Origin of the sequence: Streptomyces sp. NPDC047880 (genome assembly GCF_040706515.1) — a bacterium.
Taxonomy (GTDB): Bacteria; Actinomycetota; Actinomycetes; order Streptomycetales; family Streptomycetaceae; genus Streptomyces.
In genome coordinates this window covers 77,302-99,705 of sequence record NZ_JBEZOK010000023.1, presented here as the reverse complement: position 1 = coordinate 99,705, position 22,404 = coordinate 77,302, and the positions used below count along the sequence as shown (strand labels likewise).

The window sequence follows — 22,404 nt, the reverse complement described above, 5'->3', positions numbered from 1 at the left end:
GCCGCCCCGGACCCTGCTTCCACGGCCGTCCCGGACCGCGGTCCTCGGGCACGAGGACGTCGAGTTCCTCGCGGAGTGCGGGCACGAGGATGAAGCGGGCAGTGTGGTACTTCGTCGCGGTCTTCCCGCCGCGGGTCCGGCAGGCACTGCCCGCCGGGGCTTCACACTTCGGACAATCATTTCGCTCTACCGCGATTGCGGCTTGATCGGGCGTCAGATCCACCCGGGGAAGCCTGTCCGAACTATCTCGCACAACACGCGGGTTTTGAGAGGACTTCTGCGCTGAACTTCTACAAGAACAACAGCTTCGGTGACCAGTTTGGCAAGAAGCAAGCTCAGCGCATTTTGCAGGACCTGCGCGGCGCAGGGCCGCTGAAGCGGGACGTTGCCCTGGGACCTCTGGCAGCCAGAGGCACCTCTGATCGTGCAGTGCGGAACCTCGGCAAGCTGGCCTTACGACCTGGTCAAGAAGATCGACGCCGGTGTCCCTGCCAACTCAAACACTCAGCCCGCCAACTCAGCCGCTCACCCGCCACATGAAGCGCTGGGTCACAGCTCGCGGACGCACGCCGTCGCCGGTGCCGAACCTTCAATTCGAAAGCTTGTATGATCCTCTTCGCTGTCGGGGGGCGCTGAGGTCTCCCCATGTATTCAAGCGGGGTTGTCATGCGTAGTTGGTTCAAGATTGCGACTATTGCGGCAGGTCTTGTGCTGTTTGGCTCCCAGTCGGCCGTGGCCAGTGACACGGTCGGCTGGAAGACCGTCAGTAGCTCGACCTGGGCATGTGGGGACTGGGTCGCGCACGGTCAGACGTTTCAGCCGGGACTGTCCCCTTTGAACTTCAAGGCGTGCGCTGTCACGAACGCCAGTGGTGGCGCCCAGGCCGTGCTGGTTGTGCAGAACGCGAACGAGCTCCACGGCTGGGATCTCGAAAAGGGTCGCGTCGTGTTCGAGTCTCAGCTGGGGGGCGACGTCTGGTGCGCGCCGAGCCTGCTGAACTCGGGCTTCACCCGTGGGTGCTATGCGCCGACAGTGCAGGTGGGTAAGTGCCAGTACATCGACATTCCCCGAGTTGAGCTGACGATCAACGGGCACACCGGAGTCGCCTACGGAAGGAACTACATCAAGACGCCCTGCTAGAAACCAGGGCCCATCGAGCCGATCATGCGATCGCTTAGGGTCCGATCCGCATCACGACTGTGGGACTGAAACGACGTCTAAGCACTTCCCGGGAGACGTCCTGGTTCGATGTCGAGCACGGCATCGCCATACGATCGCCGGGACCGCCGTGTTGGCCCTCGGCTGGGGGCTCTGCGCGCGAGCACGCGCTGGCGGGCATCGCGCGCGTCACCCAGGAAGCCATCCTGCTCACCTTGTTGGCACTCGGCGTGGCGTTCTGTGATCGTATGACGATTTCCTCCCGCGGCCGGTGGTTGTACGATCATCACCGTCCACCCGGTGGCTTGCCGGGCGGCGCGTCGTTGCGCGACCACGGAACGGCAGAATCTGGAGAACGGGGGAGACATGCGTCTCAAGAAGGTGGCCTTGGCCGGCGCCGCGGCCGGTGTGCTTGCGCTCACCGCGACGCCGGCAAGCGCGGCCGAGGTCAACTGGAAGGCCGTGAGTACCGATTCCACCTGGAATTGCGGCACCTACAGGAATCACGTGGGTTCGCAGAACGTCAGGTTCAAGCACTGCTTCGTGATCAACTCGGGCGGCTATGCACAGTCCGTGCTTGTCGTCCAGAACAAGGCAAGTGTCGCCATCAAGATTGAGGGCGATATACGCACGAACTTCGGCAGTGATGTCGACTGTGCTCAGACGACGCTCAACCCGGGATTCACGCGCGGCTGCTTCGGCCCCACGAGGTACATCGGCTCAGAAGGCTTGTTTTCTGCCACCAGTCGTCTCAACTTCAACGGTATCGACGACCAGATGTATTCGGCGATCCAGCTCATATAGGATTCGAGCGCAGTCTGCAAGGGCCAGCCTCCTGCGAGGCTGGCCCTTGTCGAAACGCCATCCGCCCTGTGTCAGCCGCCGGGCTTTCCGTCCTTGACGGGTGGCTTGTCGTCCGGGTCCGATTACTTCGGCCTCGCGCGTGCAGACGATCATGAGTCGCCCCGGGTTTGATGGAGACATCGAAGACCGGAAGGATCCCGAGCATGGTTGCTCCACGTAATGATCCTGTCCGTGCCGTTCATGAGGATCACCGTCCGCGACGATCGTCACGCACAGCTACTTGCCACTTGGCGGAAGCTTCGGGAGCGGGCCCCGGAAGCAGAGTCGGCGCTACCGTTAATCGCTGTTCCGATGTTCCTCAACCGGGCCGCCGGTTGCGTCGGTCGTCTGTTCGTTCACCCACCGGTGGGCCTCCGCAAGGTTCGCGGCGGTACCTGCGGGCTCGTACGAAAATCCGTTCCACTGCTCCAGGGCCCGGGGCTCCTCCGGGCGGAGGTGACCACCGCCGCCGTGGAGCGGGCGGTGCCGGCGCCAGACGTCCAGCGGCGGGCGGCGCCGCTTGTTGTACGCCGCGAGCCCGTCGTCGGCGTCGAGGCGCGGGACGGCGCGGGACGGCGGGTTCGGCGGTCCGGGCCGGGAGTGCTTGCCCATGGTGTCGATGGTCTCAGGCAGCGACGGTGGTCGGCCGGGCCGCGGCAAGATCCGCCGCACGAGTGCGGACTTCGTCCACCGCGGCGGTCCGGTAGGGCCGGGCGGCGTCCAGCAGCGTGTTGAGGCGGGAGGCGACCAGCGTGGAGTTGGCACGGGTAGCCTCGTCCAGCGCCTGATGGGCCGCGGCGGCGCCCTGCTCCGGCTCGTTCTCCGTGAACAACGCGGCGGCCAGCCCGATGCGGTCCATGACCCTCACTCGGTCGAAGCCGGGCCTGCGTAGGGCGAGCGCGTCCGTGAAGTGATCACTGGCACAGCGGGTCCGACCGATGCCGTGCAGGTCGCGGGCGGAGACCGCGCGGGCGCCGGCGTGCTCGGCGGCGTCGAAGTACGCCACCCACTGCGGGACGTCGTCGCCCAGGCCGCCCGCGACCAGTTCGTCAGCGGCGGCAAGGTGCCGCTCGGCACCTTGCTCGTCGCCGAGGGCCGCGTGCACCCGGCCGGTCTGCGAGGAGACCAGCGCCCTGGTCGCGGGCAGCGTCGCCTTCTTCGCGGCCACGCCGAGGAGCCCGAGGGCGTACTGGGGGTGTTCGAGGTGGCGACGGCGGTGTACAGGACGTCGGACTGCTGGATCGGCACGCGGTTGTGTTCCTTCGGTCGTCCGCCGCGGCTGGCGCCCGGGCCGGGACGAATTCGGAAACGAGTTACCGTATGTCGGAATCCCGCCGGAAGGCGTCAGAGCTTGACGATCATCTTCCCGGTGTTGTCGCCGCGCAGAACGCCCAGGAACGCCTCCACGTTGTTCTCGATGCCCTCGACGACGGTCTCGCGGTACTTCAGCTCACCGGAGGCGACCCAGGGGGCGACTTCCTGCACGAACTGCGGCTGCAGGTCGTAGTGGTCCCCGACCAGGAAGCCCTCGATGCGGCCGCGGGTCGCGATCAGGCGGGCCAGGTTCTTCGGGCCCGGCGCGGGCTCGGTGTTGTTGTAGACGGAGATCATGCCGCAGACGGCGATCCGGCCGCCCTGGTTGAGCGAGCCGATGGCCGCCTCCAGGTGGTCACCGCCGACGTTGTCGAAGTAGACGTCGATGCCGTCGGGGGCGGCGGCGCGCAGCTGCTCGGCGACGGGCCCGTCCTTGTAGTTGAAGGCGGCGTCGAAACCGTACTCCTCCTTGAGGAGCTTCACCTTCTCGTCCGAACCGGCGGAGCCGATGACCCGCGAGGCGCCCTTCAGCCGGGCGATCTGCCCGACCTGGCCGCCCACGGCACCGGCGGCGCCGGACACGAAGACCGTGTCACCCTCCTTGAAGGCGGCGGTCCGCAGCAGACCCGCGTAGGCGGTGAGGCCGGTCATGCCCAGCACACCGAGGTAGGTCGACAGGGGCGCGGCGTCCGGGTCCACCTTCACGGCGTTCTTGGCACCGACGACCGCGTACTCCCGCCACCCGAAGAAGTGCAGCACGTGGTCCCCGACGGACAGCCCCTCGGCGTTCGACGCCACGACCTCGCCGACGGCGCCGCCCTGCATGACCTTGCCGAGCTCGAAGGGGGCGACGTAGGACTTCGCGTCGCTCATGCGGCCGCGCATGTAGGGGTCCACGGAGAGGTACTTGTTCCGGACGAGGACCTCTCCCTCACCCGGCTGCGGTACGTCAACCTCGACGAAGGCGAAGTCCTCGGGCTTCGGCCAGCCGACGGGACGGCTCGCCAGGTGCCACTCGCGGCTGACGGCGGGGAGGGCGGGGGTGTCGGTCATGGTGCGCCTTACCTCTGGCTCGATGCGGATGTTTCAGTACCTGAAACAACCATGCTCCTGAAAATTTCAGGTTGTCAAATAACCGGGTACCCTCGATGGCATGGCCTCCACCACACCGACGCCCCAAGAGATGACCAACCGCCCGGACCCGCTGACCCTCGAGGTCGTCGAGCTGATCGGGGAGGTCGTGGCGCGGTTCCACGAGGACTACGAGTCGGCGGCGGCGGAGCACTCCCTCACCGGTGCGCAGGCGCGGCTGCTCGGCCTGCTGTGCCTCGAACCGCTGCCGATGCGGAGGCTGGCCCAGCAGCTGAGGTGCGAGCCGTCGAACGTCACGGGGATCGTGGACCGGCTGGAGGCCCGGGGCCTGGTCGAACGGCAGCCGGCTCCGGCCGACCGCCGGGTGAAGGTGGCGGCGGCGACGGCGGAGGGGCGCGAGGTGGCCCGGAGCCTGCGGGAGTCGCTGCGGTTCGCCCGGGAGCCCCTGGCCGGGCTCTCCGAGGAGGAGCGGGTGGGGTTGCGGGACACCCTGCGGCGCATGCTGGGCTGAGACGGACCGCCGCCGGGGAACCCGTCAGTGGCCCCTGCGGCCCCGAGCCGGGCAAGGCGGACCGCCCGAGGCGTTCCATCCTCCGGCAGGAAGGAGCACCTCCACTCCTGCCGCACCGACGCCACCGGCCTTCTCATCGGCGGCCGGACCATGGTCGTCTTCGGCGACGGCGACGTGGCGAGGCCGGCCGGGTGGACGCTAGGCGCACCACCAGAGGAAGCGCTTGCACGGTTCGGAAGCGGAGGGTTCCGGTTCCGGGGCGCGGGTGGTCGGGTCCGAGGTCGGCTCGGGGCCCGGGCCGGAGGTCGGCGGGGCGGCCGTGGGAGAGGGCGCCGGGCCGGTGGGGGCGTCTCCCGCCGCCGCCCCGGGGTCCTTCGACGGTTCGCCGCCGTCCGGGGACTCCGACTTCTCGTTCTTCGGGGATCCGGAAGCGGACGGCGAGTCAGACGCCGTCGGTGAGGCGGAGCCTGACGGACCCTCGGCCCCGGCTCCCTTCCCGTCCGCACCGCGGCCCGGCTCGCCGGTCTCCGGTGCGGCGTCCCCGTCGGCCGACTCACCCCCGGCCGCGGCCGGTCTGGGCGTCGAACGGGGGGCGTCCATGCCGAGCTCCGCGAGGCTCAGGCCCCCGGCCGCCAGCACGAAACCGGCGGCCACGAACAGGGTCCGGCGCCGACGGCGCCGGTGGGCCGCGGCCTTGCGGTCCCGCCGGCTCGATGCGCCCGGGCCGTCGGCTGACGGGCCGCGCCCCCGCCTCCGGGCCGCGCGCCCCACGCGCTCGCCGTCGGCATCGGCATCGGCATCGGCATCGGCATCGGCATCGCCGTACGCGTCACCCTCATCGCCGTCGCTACGCGCGTCGCGGTCGTCGCCGTACGCGTCGTCGTCGTACGCGCCGTCGCCGTACGCGCCGTCGTCCTCGCCGTACGCGCCGTCGCGTGCGTGGTCGTGTCCGGTGTCGGGGGCGTGCGACTCGTACGAGCCCGACGGCCTCGCCGGTTCGTCGGCGGTGTGCCCCGGCGCGCCGGTGCCGTACCCGGCGTACACCGGATCGCGTCGGCGCAGCGATGGGGCGGGGGTGCCGCACCCCGGGCAGGCGAGGGCGCCGTTGAGGTGCCGTCGGCACGGGTCGCAGTAGTCCATGACGCGGGAAGGTTAAGTTCCGCATCGGTCACGTTCCTAGAGCCCGCTGTGAAGGTTCTGTAGGGACACGGCCCCTGGGTGGTTTCGAAACTGCCGAAACCGTTATGCGCGCGACCCATTGACACCCCCCACGCCCGATCCTTACTGTCACGCCAGCATTTCGAACGTGTGCCGAAATCTCGAACAACCGAGGCGCCGGAACGCGTGCGGGACGCTGACGGAACAGACTGAAAAGAACCGAGCCGACGAAGCTGCGAGGGACAACCGCCGTGCGCATCACCGGAATCAGCACACACGTGGTCGGGACGCCGTGGCGCAACCTGACGTACGTCCAGGTGCACACCGACGAGGGGATCACCGGAGTCGGCGAGACCCGGATGCTGGGACACACCGACGCCCTTCTCGGCTACCTGAGGGAGGCCGAGGCCAACCACATCCTCGGCTCCGACCCCTTCGCCGTCGAGGATCTCGTCAAGCGCATGAAGTACGGCGACTACGGCCGTGCGGGCGAGATCGTCATGTCCGGCATCGCCGTGATCGAGATGGCCTGCTGGGACATCAAGGGCAAGGCCCTGGGCGTCCCCGTCTGGCAGCTGCTGGGCGGCAAGGTCACCGACAAGGTCAAGGCGTACGCCAATGGCTGGTACACCACCGAGCGGACCCCGGAGGCCTACCACAAGGCCGCCCAGGGCGTGATGGAGCGCGGCTACCGGGCGCTGAAGATCGACCCCTTCGGCACCGGCCACTACGAGCTGGACCACGAGCAGACCCTGTACGCGGTCTCCCTGATCGAGGCCGTCCGCGACGCCATCGGCCCCGAGGCCGAGCTGATGCTGGAGATGCACGGCCGCTTCTCCCCCGCCACGGCCGTGCGCCTGGCCAAGGAGCTGGCGCCGTTCAAGCCGGCATGGCTGGAGGAGCCGGTCCCGCCGGAGAACCTGAAGGCGCTGGAGAAGGTCGCCGCCAAGGTCGACATGCCGGTCGCCACCGGTGAGCGCATCCACGACCGGATCGAGTTCCGGGAGCTGTTCGAGAGCCAGGCCGTCGACATCATCCAGCCGGACGTCGGCCACATCGGCGGCATCTGGGAGACCAGGAAGCTCGCGGCGACCGCCGAGACGCACTACATGCTGGTGGCTCCGCACAACGTGGGCGGTTCGGTGCTGACCGCCGCGTCCCTCCAGGTCGGCTTCACCTCCCCGAACTTCAAGATCCTCGAGCACTTCAACGACTTCGCGGACGCGGAGATCAAGAAGGTGGTCAAGGGCGCCCCGCAGGTGAACCCGGAGGACGGCTGCTTCCACCTCTCCGACGCCCCCGGCCTCGGTGTGGAGCTGGACGTCGACGCCGCCGCCGAATTCCCCCAGCAGCAGGCCCGGTTCGACCTCTGGGCGGAGGGCTGGGAACAGCGCAAGCCGAAGGGCTCGCAGTGAGCACCGCGGTCGTCGTCGACGCCCCGGGCGAGCACCGTCTCGTGCCGCACGAGCCCCGGCGGCCCGAGGCCGGCGAGGCCCTGGTCCGGGTGCACGCCGCCGGGATCTGCGGCAGCGACCGCGAGGTCTACCAGGGCAACCGGCCCGAGGGCTACGTGCGCTACCCGCTGACCCCGGGCCACGAGTGGTCCGGGACGGTCGAGGCCGTGGGCCCCGGTGTCCCGCAGTCCCTCGTGGGCCGCAAGGTCGTCGGTGAGGGCTTTCGAAACTGCCAGGTCTGCGACCGCTGCCACGCGGGCGACACGACCCTGTGCACGGCCGGGTACGAGGAGACCGGGTTCACCCAGCCGGGCGCGATGGCGGCCACGCTGACCCTCCCGGCCCGTCTCCTGCACGCCCTCCCGGACGACTGCGACCTGACGGCCGCGGCCCTCCTGGAGCCCGCCGCCTGCATCGCGGCCGCCACGCTGAAGGGCAACGCGCAGCCCGGTGAGCGCGTCGCGGTGGTCGGCACCGGCACGCTCGGCATGTTCGCCGTGCAGTTCCTGAAGGCCACCTCACCGGCCGAGCTGCTGGTCGTCGGCACCCGCCGGGACCGCGAGGCGCTGTCGCGGCAGTACGGCGCGACGGACTTCCGGACGAAGGACCAGAGGCTCCCGGACGACTTCGACGTGGTGATCGAGACGGCCGGGTCCGCGGACGCCGCCCGGATCTCCGCCGGTCTGCTCCGGCGCGGCGGGCGGCTGGTCCTGACCGGCATCCCGGCGCCGGACGCCGACGGTCTCGACCCGACCGGCCTCGTCGTACGGCAACTGGAGGTGCACACCGTCTTCGGTGCGCCGCCGGACGCCTGGGCGCACACGGTGCGGGTGTTCGCCGCCGGTCTCCTCGACCCGCTGCCGCTGGTGACGCACGAGCTGCCCCTCACCGAGTTCTCGCAGGCCATCGAGTTGGTCGGGGCCGGCGATCCCAAGGTGGGCAAGGTTCTGCTCCGCCCCTAGCCGTACGCCGGTACGGGGGCAACCTGACGGCTCCCGTACCGGCGTACACCCAGCCTTGCCCTACCCAGAGCCGCGAACCTCGTCCGAAATATCGAACTGAAGGACATTCCTGTGACCGACGCTTCCGCCACGGCAGCCCGCCGGCCCGGTGAGCCGGCCCTCGCCGCACTGGGCCTGAGCGCACCCGACCCCGACCCCGCCGACACTTCCGCACACTCCTTCCCCGGCGGTGGACGCTGGCGCACCGAGATCCCCTCCTGCGAGGGTCCCGAGGCACTCGCGGTGGTGCTGAAGGAGGCCTCGCGGCTGGACGTGCCGATCCACCGGATCAGCCAGGGCAGCGGCGTGTGGATGCTGACCGACGCCGAGATCACCGAGATGGTCGAGTCGACCGGTGAACGCGACATCGAGCTCTGCCTGTTCACCGGCCCGCGCGGCACCTGGGACATCGGAGGGTCCACGCGCACCGACTCGCGGGGGGCCGGACTGCGCGCCCGCGGCCACGACGCCGTCGCCGGTTGCCTCGAAGACGCCGTAAGGGCGACCGAGTTGGGCGTCAAGTGCCTGCTCGTCGCCGACGAGGGCGTGCTGTGGACGCTGCACCGGGCACGGGCGGCCGGCATCATCCCGGCCGATACGACGCTCAAGGTCTCCGCGCTCATCGGTCCGGTCAACCCGGCCGCGTACGCGGTATACGAGCGCCTCGGTGCCGACTCGGTCAACGTGCCCAGCGACCTGACGCTCGATCACCTCACCGAGATCCGGCGGGTGTCGGGCGCCCCGATGGACATGTACATCGAGGCACCCGACGACCTCGGCGGCTACGTCCGCATGTACGAGGTGGCCGAACTCATCAGACGCGGGGCCCCGTTGTACCTGAAGTTCGGCCTGTCCAAGGCCCCCGGCATCTACCCGTACGGGCACCACTTGCGGGAGCTGACGCTGGCCACCGCCAAGGAGCGGGTGCGTCGCGGCCGGCTTGCCCTGGACCTCCTGGCGCGCCATGGAGCGGACGGCGACATGGCGCCGCTCGGGTCCCGGCTGCCGGGCCACCTGCAACGGTTCGAAATCTCGTCATAACGTTCCGGCTACTCGGCTTCACAAAAGAAGACACAGTCGACCACAATCCACCACATCTCTTCTCGGTCTTTCCGGCACGACCACCCCTGAGCGACTTCGCGCCTCAGACCGAGCCCTGCCACAGATCAAGGATGATGATCATGCGTATCCGCAGAGCCGCAGTCACCGCCATAGCCGGAGCCGCCTCCCTCGCCCTGACCCTGTCCGCCTGCGGCCAGAGCGGTGAGGGCGGCAGCAAGGAGAGCGGGGGCGACACCAAGGGCGCCACCATCGGCATCGCGATGCCGACCAAGTCCTCCGAGCGCTGGATCGCCGACGGCAAGAACGTCGTCACGGACCTGGAGTCCAAGGGCTACAAGACCAAGCTGGTCTACGGCGAGGACGACCCCGACCAGCAGGTCTCGCAGGTCGAGAACCTGATCACGCAGGGCGTCAAGGCGCTGATCATCGCCGCGATCGACAACAAGTCGATGAACAACGTGCTCCAGCAGGCCAAGGACGCGAACATCCCGGTCATCTCCTACGACCGCCTGATCCTCGGCACGCAGAACGTCGACTACTACGCCTCCTTCGACAACGAGAAGGTCGGCGAGCTCCAGGGCACCTACATCGTCGAGAAGCTCGGCCTGAAGGACGGCTCCAAGAAGGGCCCGTTCAACATCGAGCTGTTCGCCGGCTCCAACGACGACAACAACACCCGCTACTTCTTCCAGGGCGCGATGAACGTCCTCCAGCCCTACATCGACAAGAAGCAGCTCGTCGTCCGCTCCGGCCAGACCAAGCTCAACCAGGTCACCACCCTGCGCTGGGACGGCGGCACCGCCCAGAAGCGCATGGACGACATCCTGACCTCGGCCTACAAGAGCCAGCGGGTCGACGCCGTCCTCTCCCCCTACGACGGCATCTCCATCGGCATCCTGTCGGCGCTGAAGTCCGACGACTACGGCTCCAAGAGCAAGCCGCTGCCGGTCGTCACCGGTCAGGACGCCGAGGTCGCCTCGGTGAAGTCGATCATCGCCGGCCAGCAGTCGATGACCGTCTACAAGGACACCCGCCAGCTCGCCAAGGTCTCCTCCAACATGGTCGACGCGCTGCTCAACAAGAAGAAGCCCGAGGTCAACGACACCAAGACCTACGACAACGGCGCGAAGGTCGTCCCGGCCTACCTGCTGGAGCCGGTCGCGGTGGACAAGTCGAACTACCAGAAGGAGGTCGTCGACTCCGGCTACATCAAGGAGAGCGACCTCAAGTAGTCCCCGCCACCCACCGACGATTCACCACTGATTGGAAGGCACGACCATGGCGGGACCCGTCCTGGAAATGCGCTCGATCGTCAAGACCTTTCCCGGCGTCAAGGCGCTGTCGGACGTCACGCTGACCGTCCGGCAGGGCGAGGTCCACGCCATCTGCGGGGAGAACGGCGCCGGCAAGTCGACCTTGATGAAGGTCCTCTCCGGCGTCCACCCGCACGGCACGTACAAGGGCGACATCCTCTTCGAGGGAGAGGTCTGCCAGTTCAAGGACATCCGGGCCAGCGAGGAACGCGGCATCGTGATCATCCACCAGGAACTGGCCCTGGTGCCCTACCTCTCCCTCGCGGAGAACATCTTCCTCGGCAACGAGCACGCCACCCGCGGGATCATCAGCTGGACCGAGACCCTGCGGCACGCCACCGAACTGCTGCGCCGGGTCGGCCTGTCCGACCACCCGGACACCCGCGTCGCCGACATCGGCGTGGGCAAGCAGCAGCTCGTGGAGATCGCGAAGGCCCTGTCGAAGAGGGTGAAGCTGCTCATCCTGGATGAGCCGACCGCAGCCCTGAACGACGAGGACAGCGGCAAACTCCTGGATCTGATCCTGGAGTTGAAGAAGCAGGGCATCACCTCGATCATCATCTCCCACAAGCTCAACGAGATCCGCAAGGTCGCCGACTCGGTGACGATCCTGCGCGACGGCCAGACCATCGAGACCCTCGACGTGAAGGCCCCGGAGACCACCGAGGACCGGATCATCAGCGGCATGGTCGGCCGGGACCTGGAGAACCGCTTCCCGGAGCGGTCCCCGCACGAGCCCGAGGAGGGCGCGGCCCCGGCCCTGGAGATCCGGGGCTGGACCGTGCACCACCCGATCGACCAGCAGCGCAAGGTGTGCGACGACGTCTCGCTCCACGTGCGGCGCGGGGAGATCGTCGGCATCGCGGGCCTGATGGGCGCCGGCCGCACCGAACTCGCGATGAGCGTCTTCGGGCGGACCTACGGCCGGTACGCCGACGGCACGGTCCTCAAGGACGGCAAGGAGATCCGTACGAAGACCGTCCCGGAGGCGGTCAAGCACGGCATCGCGTACGTCACCGAGGACCGCAAGCACTACGGCCTCAACCTCATCGACACCATCAACCGGAACATCTCGCTGAGCGCCCTGGGCAAGGTCGCGAAGCGGGGTGTGGTCGACGAGCACGAGGAGCGGCAGGTCGCCGAGGGCTTCCGCAAGTCCATGAACATCAAGGCGCCGACGGTGTTCGAACCGGTGGGCAAGCTCTCCGGCGGCAACCAGCAGAAGGTCGTCCTCAGCAAGTGGATCTTCTCGGGTCCGGACGTGCTGATCCTGGACGAGCCGACGCGCGGTATCGACGTCGGCGCCAAGTACGAGATCTACACGGTCATCGACCAGCTGGCCGCCCAGGGCAAGGCGGTCGTCTTCATCTCCTCCGAGCTGCCCGAGCTGCTCGGCATGTGCGACCGCATCTACACGATGGCCGCGGGGCGGCTGACGGGTGAGTTCTCGCGGGCCGAGGCCTCCCAGGAATCGCTGATGCGTCAGATGACGAAGGACAAAGAGGTAACCCGATGAGCACGGACGTGACCGCCAAGAGCCCGGCCCCCGCGCCGCCGGGCAAGAGCGGAGGGGCCGCGGCCGACGGCCTGCTGCAGCTGGTGATGGACGGCATGCGCCGCAACATGCGGCAGTACGGCATGCTGATCGCGCTGGGCCTGATCGTGGTCCTGTTCGCCGTCTGGACCGACGGCGACCTGCTGCTGCCGCGCAACGTCTCCAACCTGGTGCTGCAGAACAGCTACATCCTGATCCTCGCGATCGGCATGATGCTGGTCATCATCGCCGGCCACATCGACCTCTCGGTCGGATCGCTGACGGCTTTCGTCGGGTCGATGGCCGCCGTGTTCATGGTCAAGCAGGACCTGCCGTGGCCACTGGCCGTGGTGCTGTGCCTGGCCGTGGGCGCGGTCGCGGGTGCCGTACAGGGGTTCTTCATCGCGTACGGCGGGATACCGTCGTTCATCGTGACCCTGGCGGGCATGCTGATCTTCCGCGGTCTGACGGAGATCTTCCTGGAGGGCCAGACCCTCGGCCCGTTCCCGGACGGGCTGCAGAAGGTCGCCAACGGGTTCCTGCCCGAGGTCGGCCCGAACACGAACTACCACAACCTCACCCTGCTGCTGGGCTTCGCGATGATCGCCTTCGTGATCTTCCAGGAGGTCCGTGACCGCAAGCGGCAGCAGGAGTTCGACCTGGAGGTCCCGCCCGCCAAGCTGTTCCTGCTGAAGCTGGTCGCGATCGGCGCCGCGGTGCTGACGCTCACCATGCTGCTGGCCAGCTACAAGGGCGCCCCGATCGTGCTGCTCATCCTGGGCGTGCTGCTCGTGGGCTTCGGCTACGTCATGCGCAACGCGATCATCGGCCGCCACATCTACGCGATCGGCGGCAACCTCCCGGCGGCCAAGCTGTCGGGTGTGAAGGACAAGAAGGTCACCTTCCTGGTCTTCCTGAACATGGGCATGCTCGCGGCCCTGGCGGGTCTGGTCTTCGCCGCCCGCTTCAACGCGGCCTCTCCCAAGGCCGGCCTCAACTTCGAGCTGGAGGCGATCGCGGCCTCGTTCATCGGCGGTGCGTCGATGAGCGGCGGTGTCGGCACCGTGCTCGGCGCGATCATCGGTGGCCTGGTCCTGGGCGTGCTGAACAACGGTATGAACCTCGTCGGCATCGGCACCGACTGGCAGCAGGTCATCAAGGGCCTGGTGCTGCTGGCGGCGGTCGGGTTCGACGTGTGGAACAAGCGCAAGGTCGGTTCGTAAGTCAGATCGGGGCCCCGCCGGAAGGCGGGGCCCTCTCCTTCATACGGGAGCCGCACGCATGGAACTGAACAGACGCACGGTCATCGCCGGAGCAGCGGCGGCGGGCATGGCCGCCACCACGCTCGGCGGCACGGCGCACGCCACGGGAGGCAGGAAGCCGTTGAAGACGCTCTTCGGCAAACTGGCCGACGGCACGAAGGTCCACCGCTGGTCGCTGGAGAACGGCGGCACCCGCCTGAAGGTCCTGTCCTGGGGCGGTGTCGTCCAGTCCCTGGAGATCCCCGACCGTCGCGGCCGGTACGCCAACGTCTCCGCGGGCTTCGACAACCTCGAGGACTACGTCGCGAAGACCCCGTACTTCGGCGCCCTGATCGGCCGGTACGGCAACCGCATCGGCAAGGGCAAGTTCACCCTCGACGGCAAGAACTACCAGCTGTCCGTCAACGACGGTGAGCAGAGCCTGCACGGCGGCGCGCAGGGCTTCGACAAGCGCGTGTGGGACGTCGAGCCGTTCGTGAAGGGCTCCGACGTCGGCCTGCACCTGTACTACACGTCCGTCGACGGCGAGATGGGCTACCCGGGCACGCTCAAGACGAAGGTGACGTACACGCTCACCCGGCACGGCGACTGGCGCATCGACTACGAGGCCACCACCGACAAGGCCACCGTCGTCAACCTCACCAGCCACGTCTACTGGAACCTGGCCGGTGAGGGCAGCGGCACGATCGAGGACCACGAGCTGCAGATCGCCGCCTCCCGCTACACGCCCACCGACGCGGGCCTGATCCCCACGGGCGAGCTGGCCAAGGTCGCGGGCACTCCCTTCGACTTCAGCCGGGCCAAGCCGATCGGCCGGGACATCCGGACCTCGCACCCGCAGCTGGTCACCGCCAAGGGCTTCGACCACAACTGGGTGCTCGACAAGGGCATCACCGCCCGGCCCGAGCACGTCGCGACCCTGCGCGACCCGGCCTCCGGCCGCACCCTGAAGATCGCCACGAACGAGCCGGGCCTGCAGTTCTACTCCGGCAACTTCCTCGACGGCACACTGACCGGCCCGTCCGGCCGCACCTACCGGCAGGGCGACGCGCTGTGCCTGGAGACGCAGCACTTCCCGGACTCGCCGAACAAGCCGAAGTTCCCCTCCACGGTGCTGCGACCGGGGCAGACGTACCGGACGACGACGATCCACTCGTTCGGCTGCTGACAAGTCTTCACAGGTACGGCACATGTTCTGACCGGTTTGCCGACGGTTGAACGGTGTCACCTCGGCCGCCGTATGTAAGGGCGGCCCGCGCTCCCCCGCGCGGGCCGCCCTTAAACGTCGGGCCCGTCCGTCCCCAACGGGCCCGCCCCATACGGAGGTTCCATGGCCGACAACGTCACGTCGCTGTTCCGCAGTACCGCGGCACACAGCCCGTCGATGGCGGCTCTGACACGTGAGGGCGGCGAGGGAGCCGGCCCCGTGGACTTCTGTATCCCCTGCAACCCGTACTTCCCGACCCCGGCCATGTTCGAGGACATGGCGGTCCGGCTGCGCGACATCATCACGTACTACCCGAGCAGCGCCGACACCATCACGGCCGAGCTGTGCAGCCTGCTCCAGCTCCCGCCGCAGTGCGTGGCCATGGGCAACGGCTCGACCGAGCTGATCACCTGGATCGACCATCTGCTGGTCCGCGAGTCCCTCGCCGTCCCCGTCCCCACCTTCGGCCGCTGGACCGACCAGCCCATGGAGACCGGCAAGCGGGTCGACATGTTCCCGCTCCAGGAGTCCAGCGGCTTCGCCCTCGACCTCGCCCAGTACGCCGAGTTCATCCGGGCCCGCGGCACCCGCGTCGCCGTGATCTGCAACCCCAACAACCCCGACGGCGGCTTCCTGCACAAGCACGCCATCGTCCAGTTCATGGACGCCATGGCCGACCTCGACCTGGTCGTCATCGACGAGTCCTTCCTGGAGTTCGCGGACGCCGAGGCCGAGCCGTCCGTCGTCCAGGAGGCGATGCTGCGGCCCAACGTGGTCGTGCTGCGCAGCCTCGGCAAGAACTTCGGCCTGCACGGCATACGCTTCGGCTACCTCGTCGCCAACCCGGCGCTCGCGGGCCGCATCCGCTCGATGCTCCCGAAGTGGAACCTCAACTCCTTCGCCGAGCACGTCGTCTTCATGCTGAAGGAGCACGGCGCCGAGTACGCGCAGAGCCTCCAGCAGGTGCGCCGCGACCGGCTCGACATGGCCGGCCAGCTGTCCTCCCTGCCCGGTCTGACGGTCTACCCGTCGCAGGGCAACTTCCTCTTCGTCCGCCTCCCCGTGGGCGCCGAGGGCACCGTGGTCCGGGACCGGATGCTCACCGAGCACCGGATCCTGGTCCGCGAGTGCGGCAACAAGATCGGTTCGTCCAGCCGCTTCCTGCGTCTCGTGGTGCGCCCCCAGGTGGACGTGCGTCGCCTGGTGTCCGGCCTGGAACAGGTGCTCTACGGGACGTCCAGGAGGGGAGCCGCCGTACCCGAGCTGGGACATGGGACCAGCTACAGCTCGGGTACGGCGGCCGTGGACCGGCTGGTGAGCGAGACGAACGGGGCAGGCGTGCGGGGGCTCGCGGCGCAGGCGGTGGGGTCGGCCCCGGCGCCGGCCGCCGCCGCGGCGACGGGGGGCCCGGGGCTCGCGCCCGCCCCGGCGGCCGCGAGTACGGGCGGGCCGGGACTCGCCCCGGCGGCGCCCGCCCCGGCTCCCGCCCCCACTCCGGCCACCGGCATCGGCATGCCGCTCCCCGCCGCCGCGTCCGCCGTACCGGCGGGTGCGGGCGGCGGGATGCCGATGCCGGCCGCGGCACAGATGCCGCAGCCGCAGATCCCCCAGCAGATGCCGCAGCCCGCGCCTCAGCCGATGGCCGCCCCGGCGCCGCCCATGGCCCCCGCGGCTCAGGCCCCCGTCCCGCCGCTGGCACCCGCGGCCCAAGCCCCGGCGCCGGTCCCTGCTCCGGCGCCGGCTCCCGCACCGTCGCCCATGGCGCCCCCGTTCACCGGGCCCACGCCACCCGGCGTCCCGGCCCGCGGCGGCCTGACGGCCGCCCAGGTCCGCGGCACGAACGGCCTGACCCCGGCCCCGGCCACGGGCTGGCCCGCCGCCCAGAACTGGCCGAACGCGGCGGGGATGGGCCAGGCCGGGTAGTCCGGCGCAGTCGGTACAGCTGAACTCGCCTCTTCTCGGCGCCAGTTCACCCGTATCCGGCCTTGCCCGACCGATCCTCCCGAACCTCCGCGATCCGGCCACGGCGGGAGCACCTGCCATGGCACAGTACAGACGTGGACATCACCATCACCGTCACGTCCAGCCAGGTCGAGGCAGACCTGCGTTCCTTGCAGCAATGGCTCCTTCGGGAGCCCGATCTGCGGCAGGTCCGTTTCACTCGCCCCGCACCCGTGATCCGACGGGACGACATGGGCGGGGTCAGCGAAATCCTCCTCGCGTCGTTCGGGGCGGGGGGTGCCGGGGCGGTGCTGGCCGAGACCGTCTCGGTGTGGCTGCAGAGCCGGGTGACGCCGGTGAGGGTGAGGGTCGAAGGCCCGCGGGGCAGCGTGGAGGTGGAGGCGAGCGTCAAGGATCCAGCCGCCTTGATCAACCGGGTACTGGAGGAACACTCCGGCCTCGAGGACGAGGCACCCGCCGACGAGGCGTCGTGACCGACACCGCCGATCCGCTCCAGTCCATGGCGGTGCTGATCGGCAACGACGTGTACGAGGACCTGGATCGGCTGCCCGCTGTCGGCAACAACCTCACTGATCTGGCCGCGGCCCTCTGTGACGCGGCCACGTGGGGGCTGCCTCGTGAACGCTGCGTCGTCCTGCCCGACAAGAGGGACGCGGCCGATGTCAGCACGGTACTGGCCGAAGCAGCGGGTGAGCCTCTGGACACCCTGCTCGTCTATTACGCCGGGCATGGACTGATCCATGAGGGCACCGGCGAACTGGTGCTGGCCACCGGCCGCACGAGCCCCGAGCTGCCGCTGCTCACCGGCTTGAGATACTCCGACGTCCGGGACATCCTCGCGGTCCGCCGTGCCCGAAGACTCGTGGTCGTCCTCGACTGCTGCTACAGCGGACGAGCGGTCGGCGTCATGGCGGACGCGTCCTCGCTCGTCATGGGGCAACTGGGCATCGAAGGGACGTACGTCCTGTCATCGACGGTCTCCACTCTGCCGAGCAAGGCCCCCGCGGGCCACCGGCACACCGCGTTCACGGGCGGGCTGCTGGAGGTCATCGGCAACGGGGTCCCCAGCGGACGGCCGTATCTCACCCCTGAAGACCTCTTCGTCTACACCCGAAAGATCATGATCGACCGTGGCTGGCCACGACCGGCGCAGTGCCACGAGGACACGATTCGAGGGCTCCAGCTCATGCGCAACCCATGGTCCGGCGCGCTGCGATGGCTTTCACAGCGTCGGCGCGTCACCACGGGGCGGGACATGGCCTCGGAGAAGGGGACGGACGCCTCGGATCTCGTCGTAGGGATCCACGTCGGTGTGAGCGCGGTGCGTCCCGAACTCGGCCCCGGCGGCGGGGACTCCCTCGCCGCACTCGAAGCGGTCGTCGAGAGGACCGTCCCCCGGTGGTTGCCGGGTATCGAACTGGTCCACGACGTGATGACGGACATGCGCCGGGACTACGGCGACGGGGCGGCTACCGCAGCGGTGGTCGCCGATGAGCTGCTCTTCGCCGTCCATACGGCGGTGCGCGCGGGCGCGCGCTGGCAGGAGGTCACCGACCGCGTCGAGGAAGAAGCCGCTGCCGTCCTGCGCCGACTGGACCGGCCGCGGCTCGACGACCCGCGACCGCCCTCTCAGGAAGAACTGCGCCGGGCCGTGTCGACGGCTCTGGGGGACTCCCAGGGAGGGAAGTTGGTGATGTCGGCGATCGCCCGCGTGGGGGTCGACCAGGTCGAGATCGCCGCCGGCACCCGGACAACCGCCCTCCCCGGACCGGGGCTCTCCGTCGTCAGCCGGCTCGCCCTGGACGCGTCGGTCCTGGTGCCGAACTCCGCCAGCCGTCCCCTGACCCTCCACGAGCCGTACGTCCTCGTCGCGCCGGAAGGAAAGTTGCCGGTCGAGGAACTGCAGGCGATCGGCTGGCTGGAGAGGAAACCGCTCCTGGTCGTCGCACCGCGGGTCGACGTCTTCGCCATGAGCTGCCTGCACGGTCTCTTCGCGCCGACCGTGGTGGTGCGTCCCACGGACGCCGTTGTCGACTGGGACGCGCTGTGCGCCCGGACGGGCCACGCCCTGTTGGCCGGGCACCCGCTCGGCCTGGCCGCGCGGGCGCTGATCGCGCCGTCCTCCACCGTCGTCACCGGGCTTCCCGGAACCGCGCCGCCCGGCAGCGGGCGGCTCCGCGTGTACGCGGGCCCGACCGGGAGTGCGGCACGCACTGCGGCGGTCCGGGCACTCGCCGTCGCCCGCTCGGCGGCCCGCTCCGGCGTACTGCCCGGGGGCGGCACCGGGCTGTATCGCGTGGGGCAGGCGCTCGGCGCGGACGCCGAACTGTTCCGTGCCGCGCTCGCTGCCCCGTTGCGGCAGATCGTGCGCAACACGGGCCAGGATCCCGGCCGTGTGACGGCACTGCTCGCCACCGGCCCGGCCGGCATGCCGGCCGGGTTCGACCGGGGCGGTGGCGCGACGGACGATCTGCGCAACGCGGGCGTCCTGGATGCGCTGGCCACGGTACGGGGCGTGGTGGAGAACGCGGCCGCCGCGGTCTCCCGCTATGTGGCGACCCTGTGACCGGCCCCTATGGGGTTGCCATGTGATCGAGGCGCGGAGCACCGCACCGCGTGCAGAAGTCGGCATCGACGGCTCGCGCTTGACCACACCGATGGCAGAACCCCGGCGCCTGGTCGGACGACTTGGCAAGCCCATCCGTGATGTCGGGCGCGCCCGCCAACCGGGACAGGCGGTTCAGACTCAGCTCGGTCACCTTGATCGCCTCGTCGTCCAGTCCGGCCTGGTTGATGAGCCCCCAGATCTGGGTCAGGAGGACCGGCCAGGTGACGAGCATGGCGATCGCGAAGGGTACCGCCTGTTTTCCGAAGATCCCCACCCCTGCCCTGACCAGCGTCCCTGTCGGCTGCGGCAAGATCTCGATCTTGAGCGCGGTGCGCAGACCCAGCGCCTTCTTGAACACGCCCCCCTTGGTGATGCTGACCTCTTGTCCGCCGCCCGGCACCGCGGCGCAGGCGGTGTCGTAGTCCCGTTCCTTGAAGTGGGCGACCACGTCGTCGGCCACCGGCGCAAGGTCGGCGACCACGACGGTGATGAGTTTCTCGCTGCTGAACGCGCTCATGAGCTCGCCTCCGCCGTGGTCCTGAGGCCGTTTCCGCAGCTCTGGCAGAACAGCCAGTCGGTGCGGACGGGGCGGCCGCATCCGCCGCAGTCGTCCGGGTCACCCTCGAAGGAGGCTGGGGTCTTTGCGGCCTGAGCGATCGCTCGGACCTGCCGGTACGTCTCCGACTGCGCCCAGCGTCCGATCTCCCGTAAGCGCAGTGCCGGGTTGGGGTGGGTCATCTCCTTGTCCATGTGGCGCAGCAGGAAGCGGTCCAGCTTCGTCTCGTTCATCGCCGCGTCGAACTCGTCGGCCTGGGCGGTGAACGCCTCGTAGTCGATCTGCTCCTTGGGCAGCCACTTGGGAATCCCGTGGAGGTGGAAGAGGGCTCTCTGCAGTTCCTCGGGGCCTCCCATGAACATCACCGCGGCCCGGTCCGCGGTGAGTTCGCTCTTGCGGTACCAGTCCAGCAGGGCCGCCTTCAGGGGTTCCGAGAACAGCGCGGCCACGATGCCCGCCTTGCCGCCCAGCGAACCCATGCCGCTGAACAGCGCGATCGACATCTGGCGGTAGAGCACGTGCTCGGCCATGATGTGGCCGCATTCGTGGGCCAGCACCGCCTGGATCTCGTCCTCGGGAAGGTCCAGGAGCAGCTCGTTGTGGATGACGACACAGGTTCTGGAGTGCCCTATGGTCATCGCGTTGGCCGGACCCGGCATGAGGTAGAGCTCGGGTTCCTCGATGCCGAAGGACGCGCAGATCGGCGGCAGCAGTCTGTGGACGTCCGGCACCTGGCGCGGGCCCAGCCGGATCGCGTTGGACAGCAGCATGGCACGGTCACGGCGGTCCGCGACCAAGCCGCGGTACTTCCTCACCGCCGCCTGCAACCCCGGAATCTTCTCCAGCTGCTGCCGGGCGGCGAGATCAAGGGGATGGAGGATGTCATGGATGTCGAAGGAAGCGTGGCTCAAGTTTTCCCCCCAGGGGTGCGGCAATCGCAGGCCGATGCCCCGGGAGCGCCCCGTTTCGCCCGGCCTGTCTGCATCGTGGTGCCGCGGCACACACGCCCGGATGCTCTTCCAGCGAGAAATACGACGCCCCGGCCATGGGATCAGCCCGTCACCGGTCAGGGGGTACGGCGAATGGCTGACGGAAAGTCATCTCGTGTTACCGCCTGGGGTCGACTTGCCCGGCACGTGTGGTTGAGCCAGGACCACTGACGCGACATTCCGAACGTTGCTCGCAATTTCGAACGGACCGTAGAGTCGAACCCTTTGCGCGTCAATGGTCCGCGCGGCAACTACCAAGCCCCGGGGCGGAATCACCGCACCGGGGCTTTCGACGTCCGCCGGGAATCAGCCGGTGCGGAGACCCAGCCCGTAGTACGTCACGTGATAGCCGTCCACGTACTCGGCCTCACCGCCGAGGATCAGATCGGTCGGTTCGCTCACCCCCGCCGCCCTGGCCGTCGCCACGAGCATCTCGGCGAGGGCGCGGCCCTTGGGCTCGCCGGGACCACCCGCGTCGACCCGCCAGACCGGATCGTCGTCGCTCCAGACCGAGGCCGTGCCCGGGTGCTCGGCGACGGTGCCCCAGCCGAGCGAGGCCGCGTCGACGCCGTCCGGCGCGAAGCAGCCGATCGACAGCCGCTCCCCGCACGTCACGTCGAAGAGGAGCGGCGCACTGCCACGGGTCCGCCCGTAGAACGGCATGCCGAAACCGACGCCGAGGGCGACGGACTCGGCGGGCAGGGCTCCCAGGAAATCTCCCAGCGACCGGGTGACGGTCTCCCAGCTGCGGGCGGTCCAGCCGCCGGGGAAGCCGAGGCCGGCGTTGGCCGGGTCGCGATTGCTGCCGAAGAAGCCGCTGATCGCGTGCTCTTCGCCGTGGCCCTGCCGCCAGAACCAGTTCTCCGCCGGGCCGGTGGGCTGCAGGACCAGCTCCGGTCCCGCCTTCCCGGCGCGCAGCTCCAGGGTGTCCCCACTGCCGCGCCAGCGCAGGAAGGGGGCGCCCCAGAACGGCCCGCTGTCGTAGAAGGGGCCCATCTCTCCGTGCGAACCCATGACGGACGGCCGCCCCAGGGCCGCGGTCAATTCCTCGCCGGCTGCGCGGAAGGCGGCGGCCTGCGCCGCGGCGTCGGATGCCGCGGTCGCCACCGGCACGGCGAGTTCCACGTACGACTCGCCTTCGGCGTACCGCTCTTCGTACCGGCCGACCGGACGCAGGCGGGCATCGCCCGCGGACCGGCCGGTGACCAGGACGGGATGGTCCGCGGTACCGCCCCGGGCCCAGCCGAGCCCGTCAGCCATGGTCTGCACCCCCTCCGGCGACCAGCCGCCGGTGTCCACCGCGAGGAGTCGCCGGGCGAGGTCCGCGAGGGTGTGTTCGTCAGTGCTGCCCCGTTGTGCGTTCATGCGCTCATCGTGCCG

General features: G+C 69.3%; 20 protein-coding genes. 13 read left to right on the top strand and 7 right to left on the bottom strand.

Features of this window, described 5'->3' with window-relative positions; all coding sequences use genetic code 11:
- Window positions 1-666 precede the first annotated feature (666 nt).
- Window positions 667-1,140: a hypothetical protein gene (locus AB0937_RS29005; RefSeq protein ID WP_366715631.1), complete on the top strand. Its 474-nt coding sequence runs from the start codon at window positions 667-669 to the stop codon at window positions 1,138-1,140.
- A 384-nt stretch (window positions 1,141-1,524) separates the two neighbouring features.
- The gene (locus AB0937_RS29000; RefSeq protein ID WP_366715629.1) at window positions 1,525-1,962 is read left to right on the top strand and encodes a hypothetical protein; all 438 of its coding nucleotides are present in this window, start codon (window positions 1,525-1,527) and stop codon (window positions 1,960-1,962) included.
- Between the two features lie 336 nt (window positions 1,963-2,298).
- On the opposite strand, the gene AB0937_RS28995 is transcribed toward AB0937_RS29000, so the two are convergent.
- From AB0937_RS28995 to AB0937_RS28985, 3 genes are all read right to left on the bottom strand, one after another.
- Entirely contained in the window at window positions 2,299-2,613 is a 315-nt protein-coding gene (locus AB0937_RS28995; protein WP_366715627.1) for a DUF6087 family protein, read from the bottom strand.
- Window positions 2,614-2,626: 13 nt separating this feature from the next.
- Window positions 2,627-3,169 carry a hypothetical protein gene (locus tag AB0937_RS28990; protein WP_366715625.1) on the bottom strand — a complete coding sequence of 181 codons (543 nt, stop codon included), beginning with the start codon at window positions 3,167-3,169 and terminating at the stop codon, window positions 2,627-2,629.
- Window positions 3,170-3,345: 176 nt separating this feature from the next.
- Window positions 3,346-4,368 (bottom strand): NADP-dependent oxidoreductase, encoded by a 1,023-nt coding sequence (locus tag AB0937_RS28985; RefSeq protein ID WP_366715623.1) that lies wholly within the window; start codon window positions 4,366-4,368, stop codon window positions 3,346-3,348.
- 100 nt (window positions 4,369-4,468) lie between these two features.
- On the opposite strand from AB0937_RS28985, the gene AB0937_RS28980 reads away from it, so the two are divergent.
- Window positions 4,469-4,918, top strand: coding sequence for a MarR family transcriptional regulator (locus AB0937_RS28980; protein ID WP_366715621.1), 450 nt, complete (start codon window positions 4,469-4,471; stop codon window positions 4,916-4,918).
- A 198-nt stretch (window positions 4,919-5,116) separates the two neighbouring features.
- On the opposite strand, the gene AB0937_RS28975 is transcribed toward AB0937_RS28980, so the two are convergent.
- A complete protein-coding gene (locus tag AB0937_RS28975; RefSeq protein ID WP_366715619.1) occupies window positions 5,117-6,058 on the bottom strand; it encodes a hypothetical protein in 942 nt (313 codons plus the stop codon).
- Between the two features lie 269 nt (window positions 6,059-6,327).
- Between AB0937_RS28975 and AB0937_RS28970 the strand changes: the two genes are divergently transcribed.
- The 10 genes from AB0937_RS28970 to AB0937_RS28925 all read left to right on the top strand — a co-directional run bounded on the left by AB0937_RS28970 (window position 6,328) and on the right by AB0937_RS28925 (window position 19,437).
- The gene (locus AB0937_RS28970; RefSeq protein WP_366715617.1) at window positions 6,328-7,491 is read left to right on the top strand and encodes a mandelate racemase/muconate lactonizing enzyme family protein; all 1,164 of its coding nucleotides are present in this window, start codon (window positions 6,328-6,330) and stop codon (window positions 7,489-7,491) included.
- Window positions 7,488-8,492: an alcohol dehydrogenase catalytic domain-containing protein gene (locus tag AB0937_RS28965; RefSeq protein ID WP_366715615.1), complete on the top strand. Its 1,005-nt coding sequence runs from the start codon at window positions 7,488-7,490 to the stop codon at window positions 8,490-8,492. The genes AB0937_RS28970 and AB0937_RS28965 overlap by 4 nt, the downstream gene beginning before the upstream one ends.
- 111 nt (window positions 8,493-8,603) lie before the next feature.
- Window positions 8,604-9,572 carry a hypothetical protein gene (locus tag AB0937_RS28960; protein WP_366715613.1) on the top strand — a complete coding sequence of 323 codons (969 nt, stop codon included), beginning with the start codon at window positions 8,604-8,606 and terminating at the stop codon, window positions 9,570-9,572.
- Between the two features lie 140 nt (window positions 9,573-9,712).
- The gene (gene chvE, locus AB0937_RS28955) at window positions 9,713-10,825 is read left to right on the top strand and encodes a multiple monosaccharide ABC transporter substrate-binding protein (protein ID WP_366715611.1); all 1,113 of its coding nucleotides are present in this window, start codon (window positions 9,713-9,715) and stop codon (window positions 10,823-10,825) included.
- A 46-nt stretch (window positions 10,826-10,871) separates the two neighbouring features.
- Entirely contained in the window at window positions 10,872-12,422 is a 1,551-nt protein-coding gene (gene mmsA, locus AB0937_RS28950; protein WP_366715609.1) for a multiple monosaccharide ABC transporter ATP-binding protein, read from the top strand.
- Window positions 12,419-13,663, top strand: coding sequence for a multiple monosaccharide ABC transporter permease (gene mmsB, locus AB0937_RS28945; RefSeq protein ID WP_366715607.1), 1,245 nt, complete (start codon window positions 12,419-12,421; stop codon window positions 13,661-13,663). The genes mmsA and mmsB overlap by 4 nt, the downstream gene beginning before the upstream one ends.
- 58 nt (window positions 13,664-13,721) lie before the next feature.
- Window positions 13,722-14,870: an aldose epimerase family protein gene (locus AB0937_RS28940; protein WP_366715605.1), complete on the top strand. Its 1,149-nt coding sequence runs from the start codon at window positions 13,722-13,724 to the stop codon at window positions 14,868-14,870.
- Between the two features lie 162 nt (window positions 14,871-15,032).
- Complete coding sequence (locus AB0937_RS28935) at window positions 15,033-16,832, top strand: histidinol-phosphate transaminase (RefSeq protein ID WP_366715603.1); 1,800 nt, start codon at window positions 15,033-15,035, stop codon at window positions 16,830-16,832.
- A gap of 134 nt (window positions 16,833-16,966) precedes the next feature.
- A complete protein-coding gene (locus AB0937_RS28930; RefSeq protein ID WP_366715601.1) occupies window positions 16,967-17,344 on the top strand; it encodes a hypothetical protein in 378 nt (125 codons plus the stop codon).
- Window positions 17,341-19,437 carry a caspase family protein gene (locus AB0937_RS28925; RefSeq protein ID WP_366715599.1) on the top strand — a complete coding sequence of 699 codons (2,097 nt, stop codon included), beginning with the start codon at window positions 17,341-17,343 and terminating at the stop codon, window positions 19,435-19,437. Before AB0937_RS28930 ends, AB0937_RS28925 begins: the two co-directional genes overlap by 4 nt.
- Window positions 19,438-19,444: 7 nt before the next feature.
- Here the strand turns inward: AB0937_RS28925 and AB0937_RS28920 are convergent, their stop codons facing one another.
- From AB0937_RS28920 to AB0937_RS28910, 3 genes are all read right to left on the bottom strand, one after another.
- Window positions 19,445-19,996 (bottom strand): zinc ribbon domain-containing protein, encoded by a 552-nt coding sequence (locus AB0937_RS28920; RefSeq protein WP_366715597.1) that lies wholly within the window; start codon window positions 19,994-19,996, stop codon window positions 19,445-19,447.
- On the bottom strand, window positions 19,993-20,946 hold the full coding sequence (locus AB0937_RS28915; RefSeq protein WP_366715596.1) for a M48 family metallopeptidase: 954 nt from the start codon (window positions 20,944-20,946) through the stop codon (window positions 19,993-19,995). The genes AB0937_RS28920 and AB0937_RS28915 overlap by 4 nt, the downstream gene beginning before the upstream one ends.
- A gap of 384 nt (window positions 20,947-21,330) precedes the next feature.
- The gene (locus AB0937_RS28910) at window positions 21,331-22,389 is read right to left on the bottom strand and encodes a hypothetical protein (protein WP_366715594.1); all 1,059 of its coding nucleotides are present in this window, start codon (window positions 22,387-22,389) and stop codon (window positions 21,331-21,333) included.
- Between the last annotated feature and the right edge of the window lie 15 nt (window positions 22,390-22,404).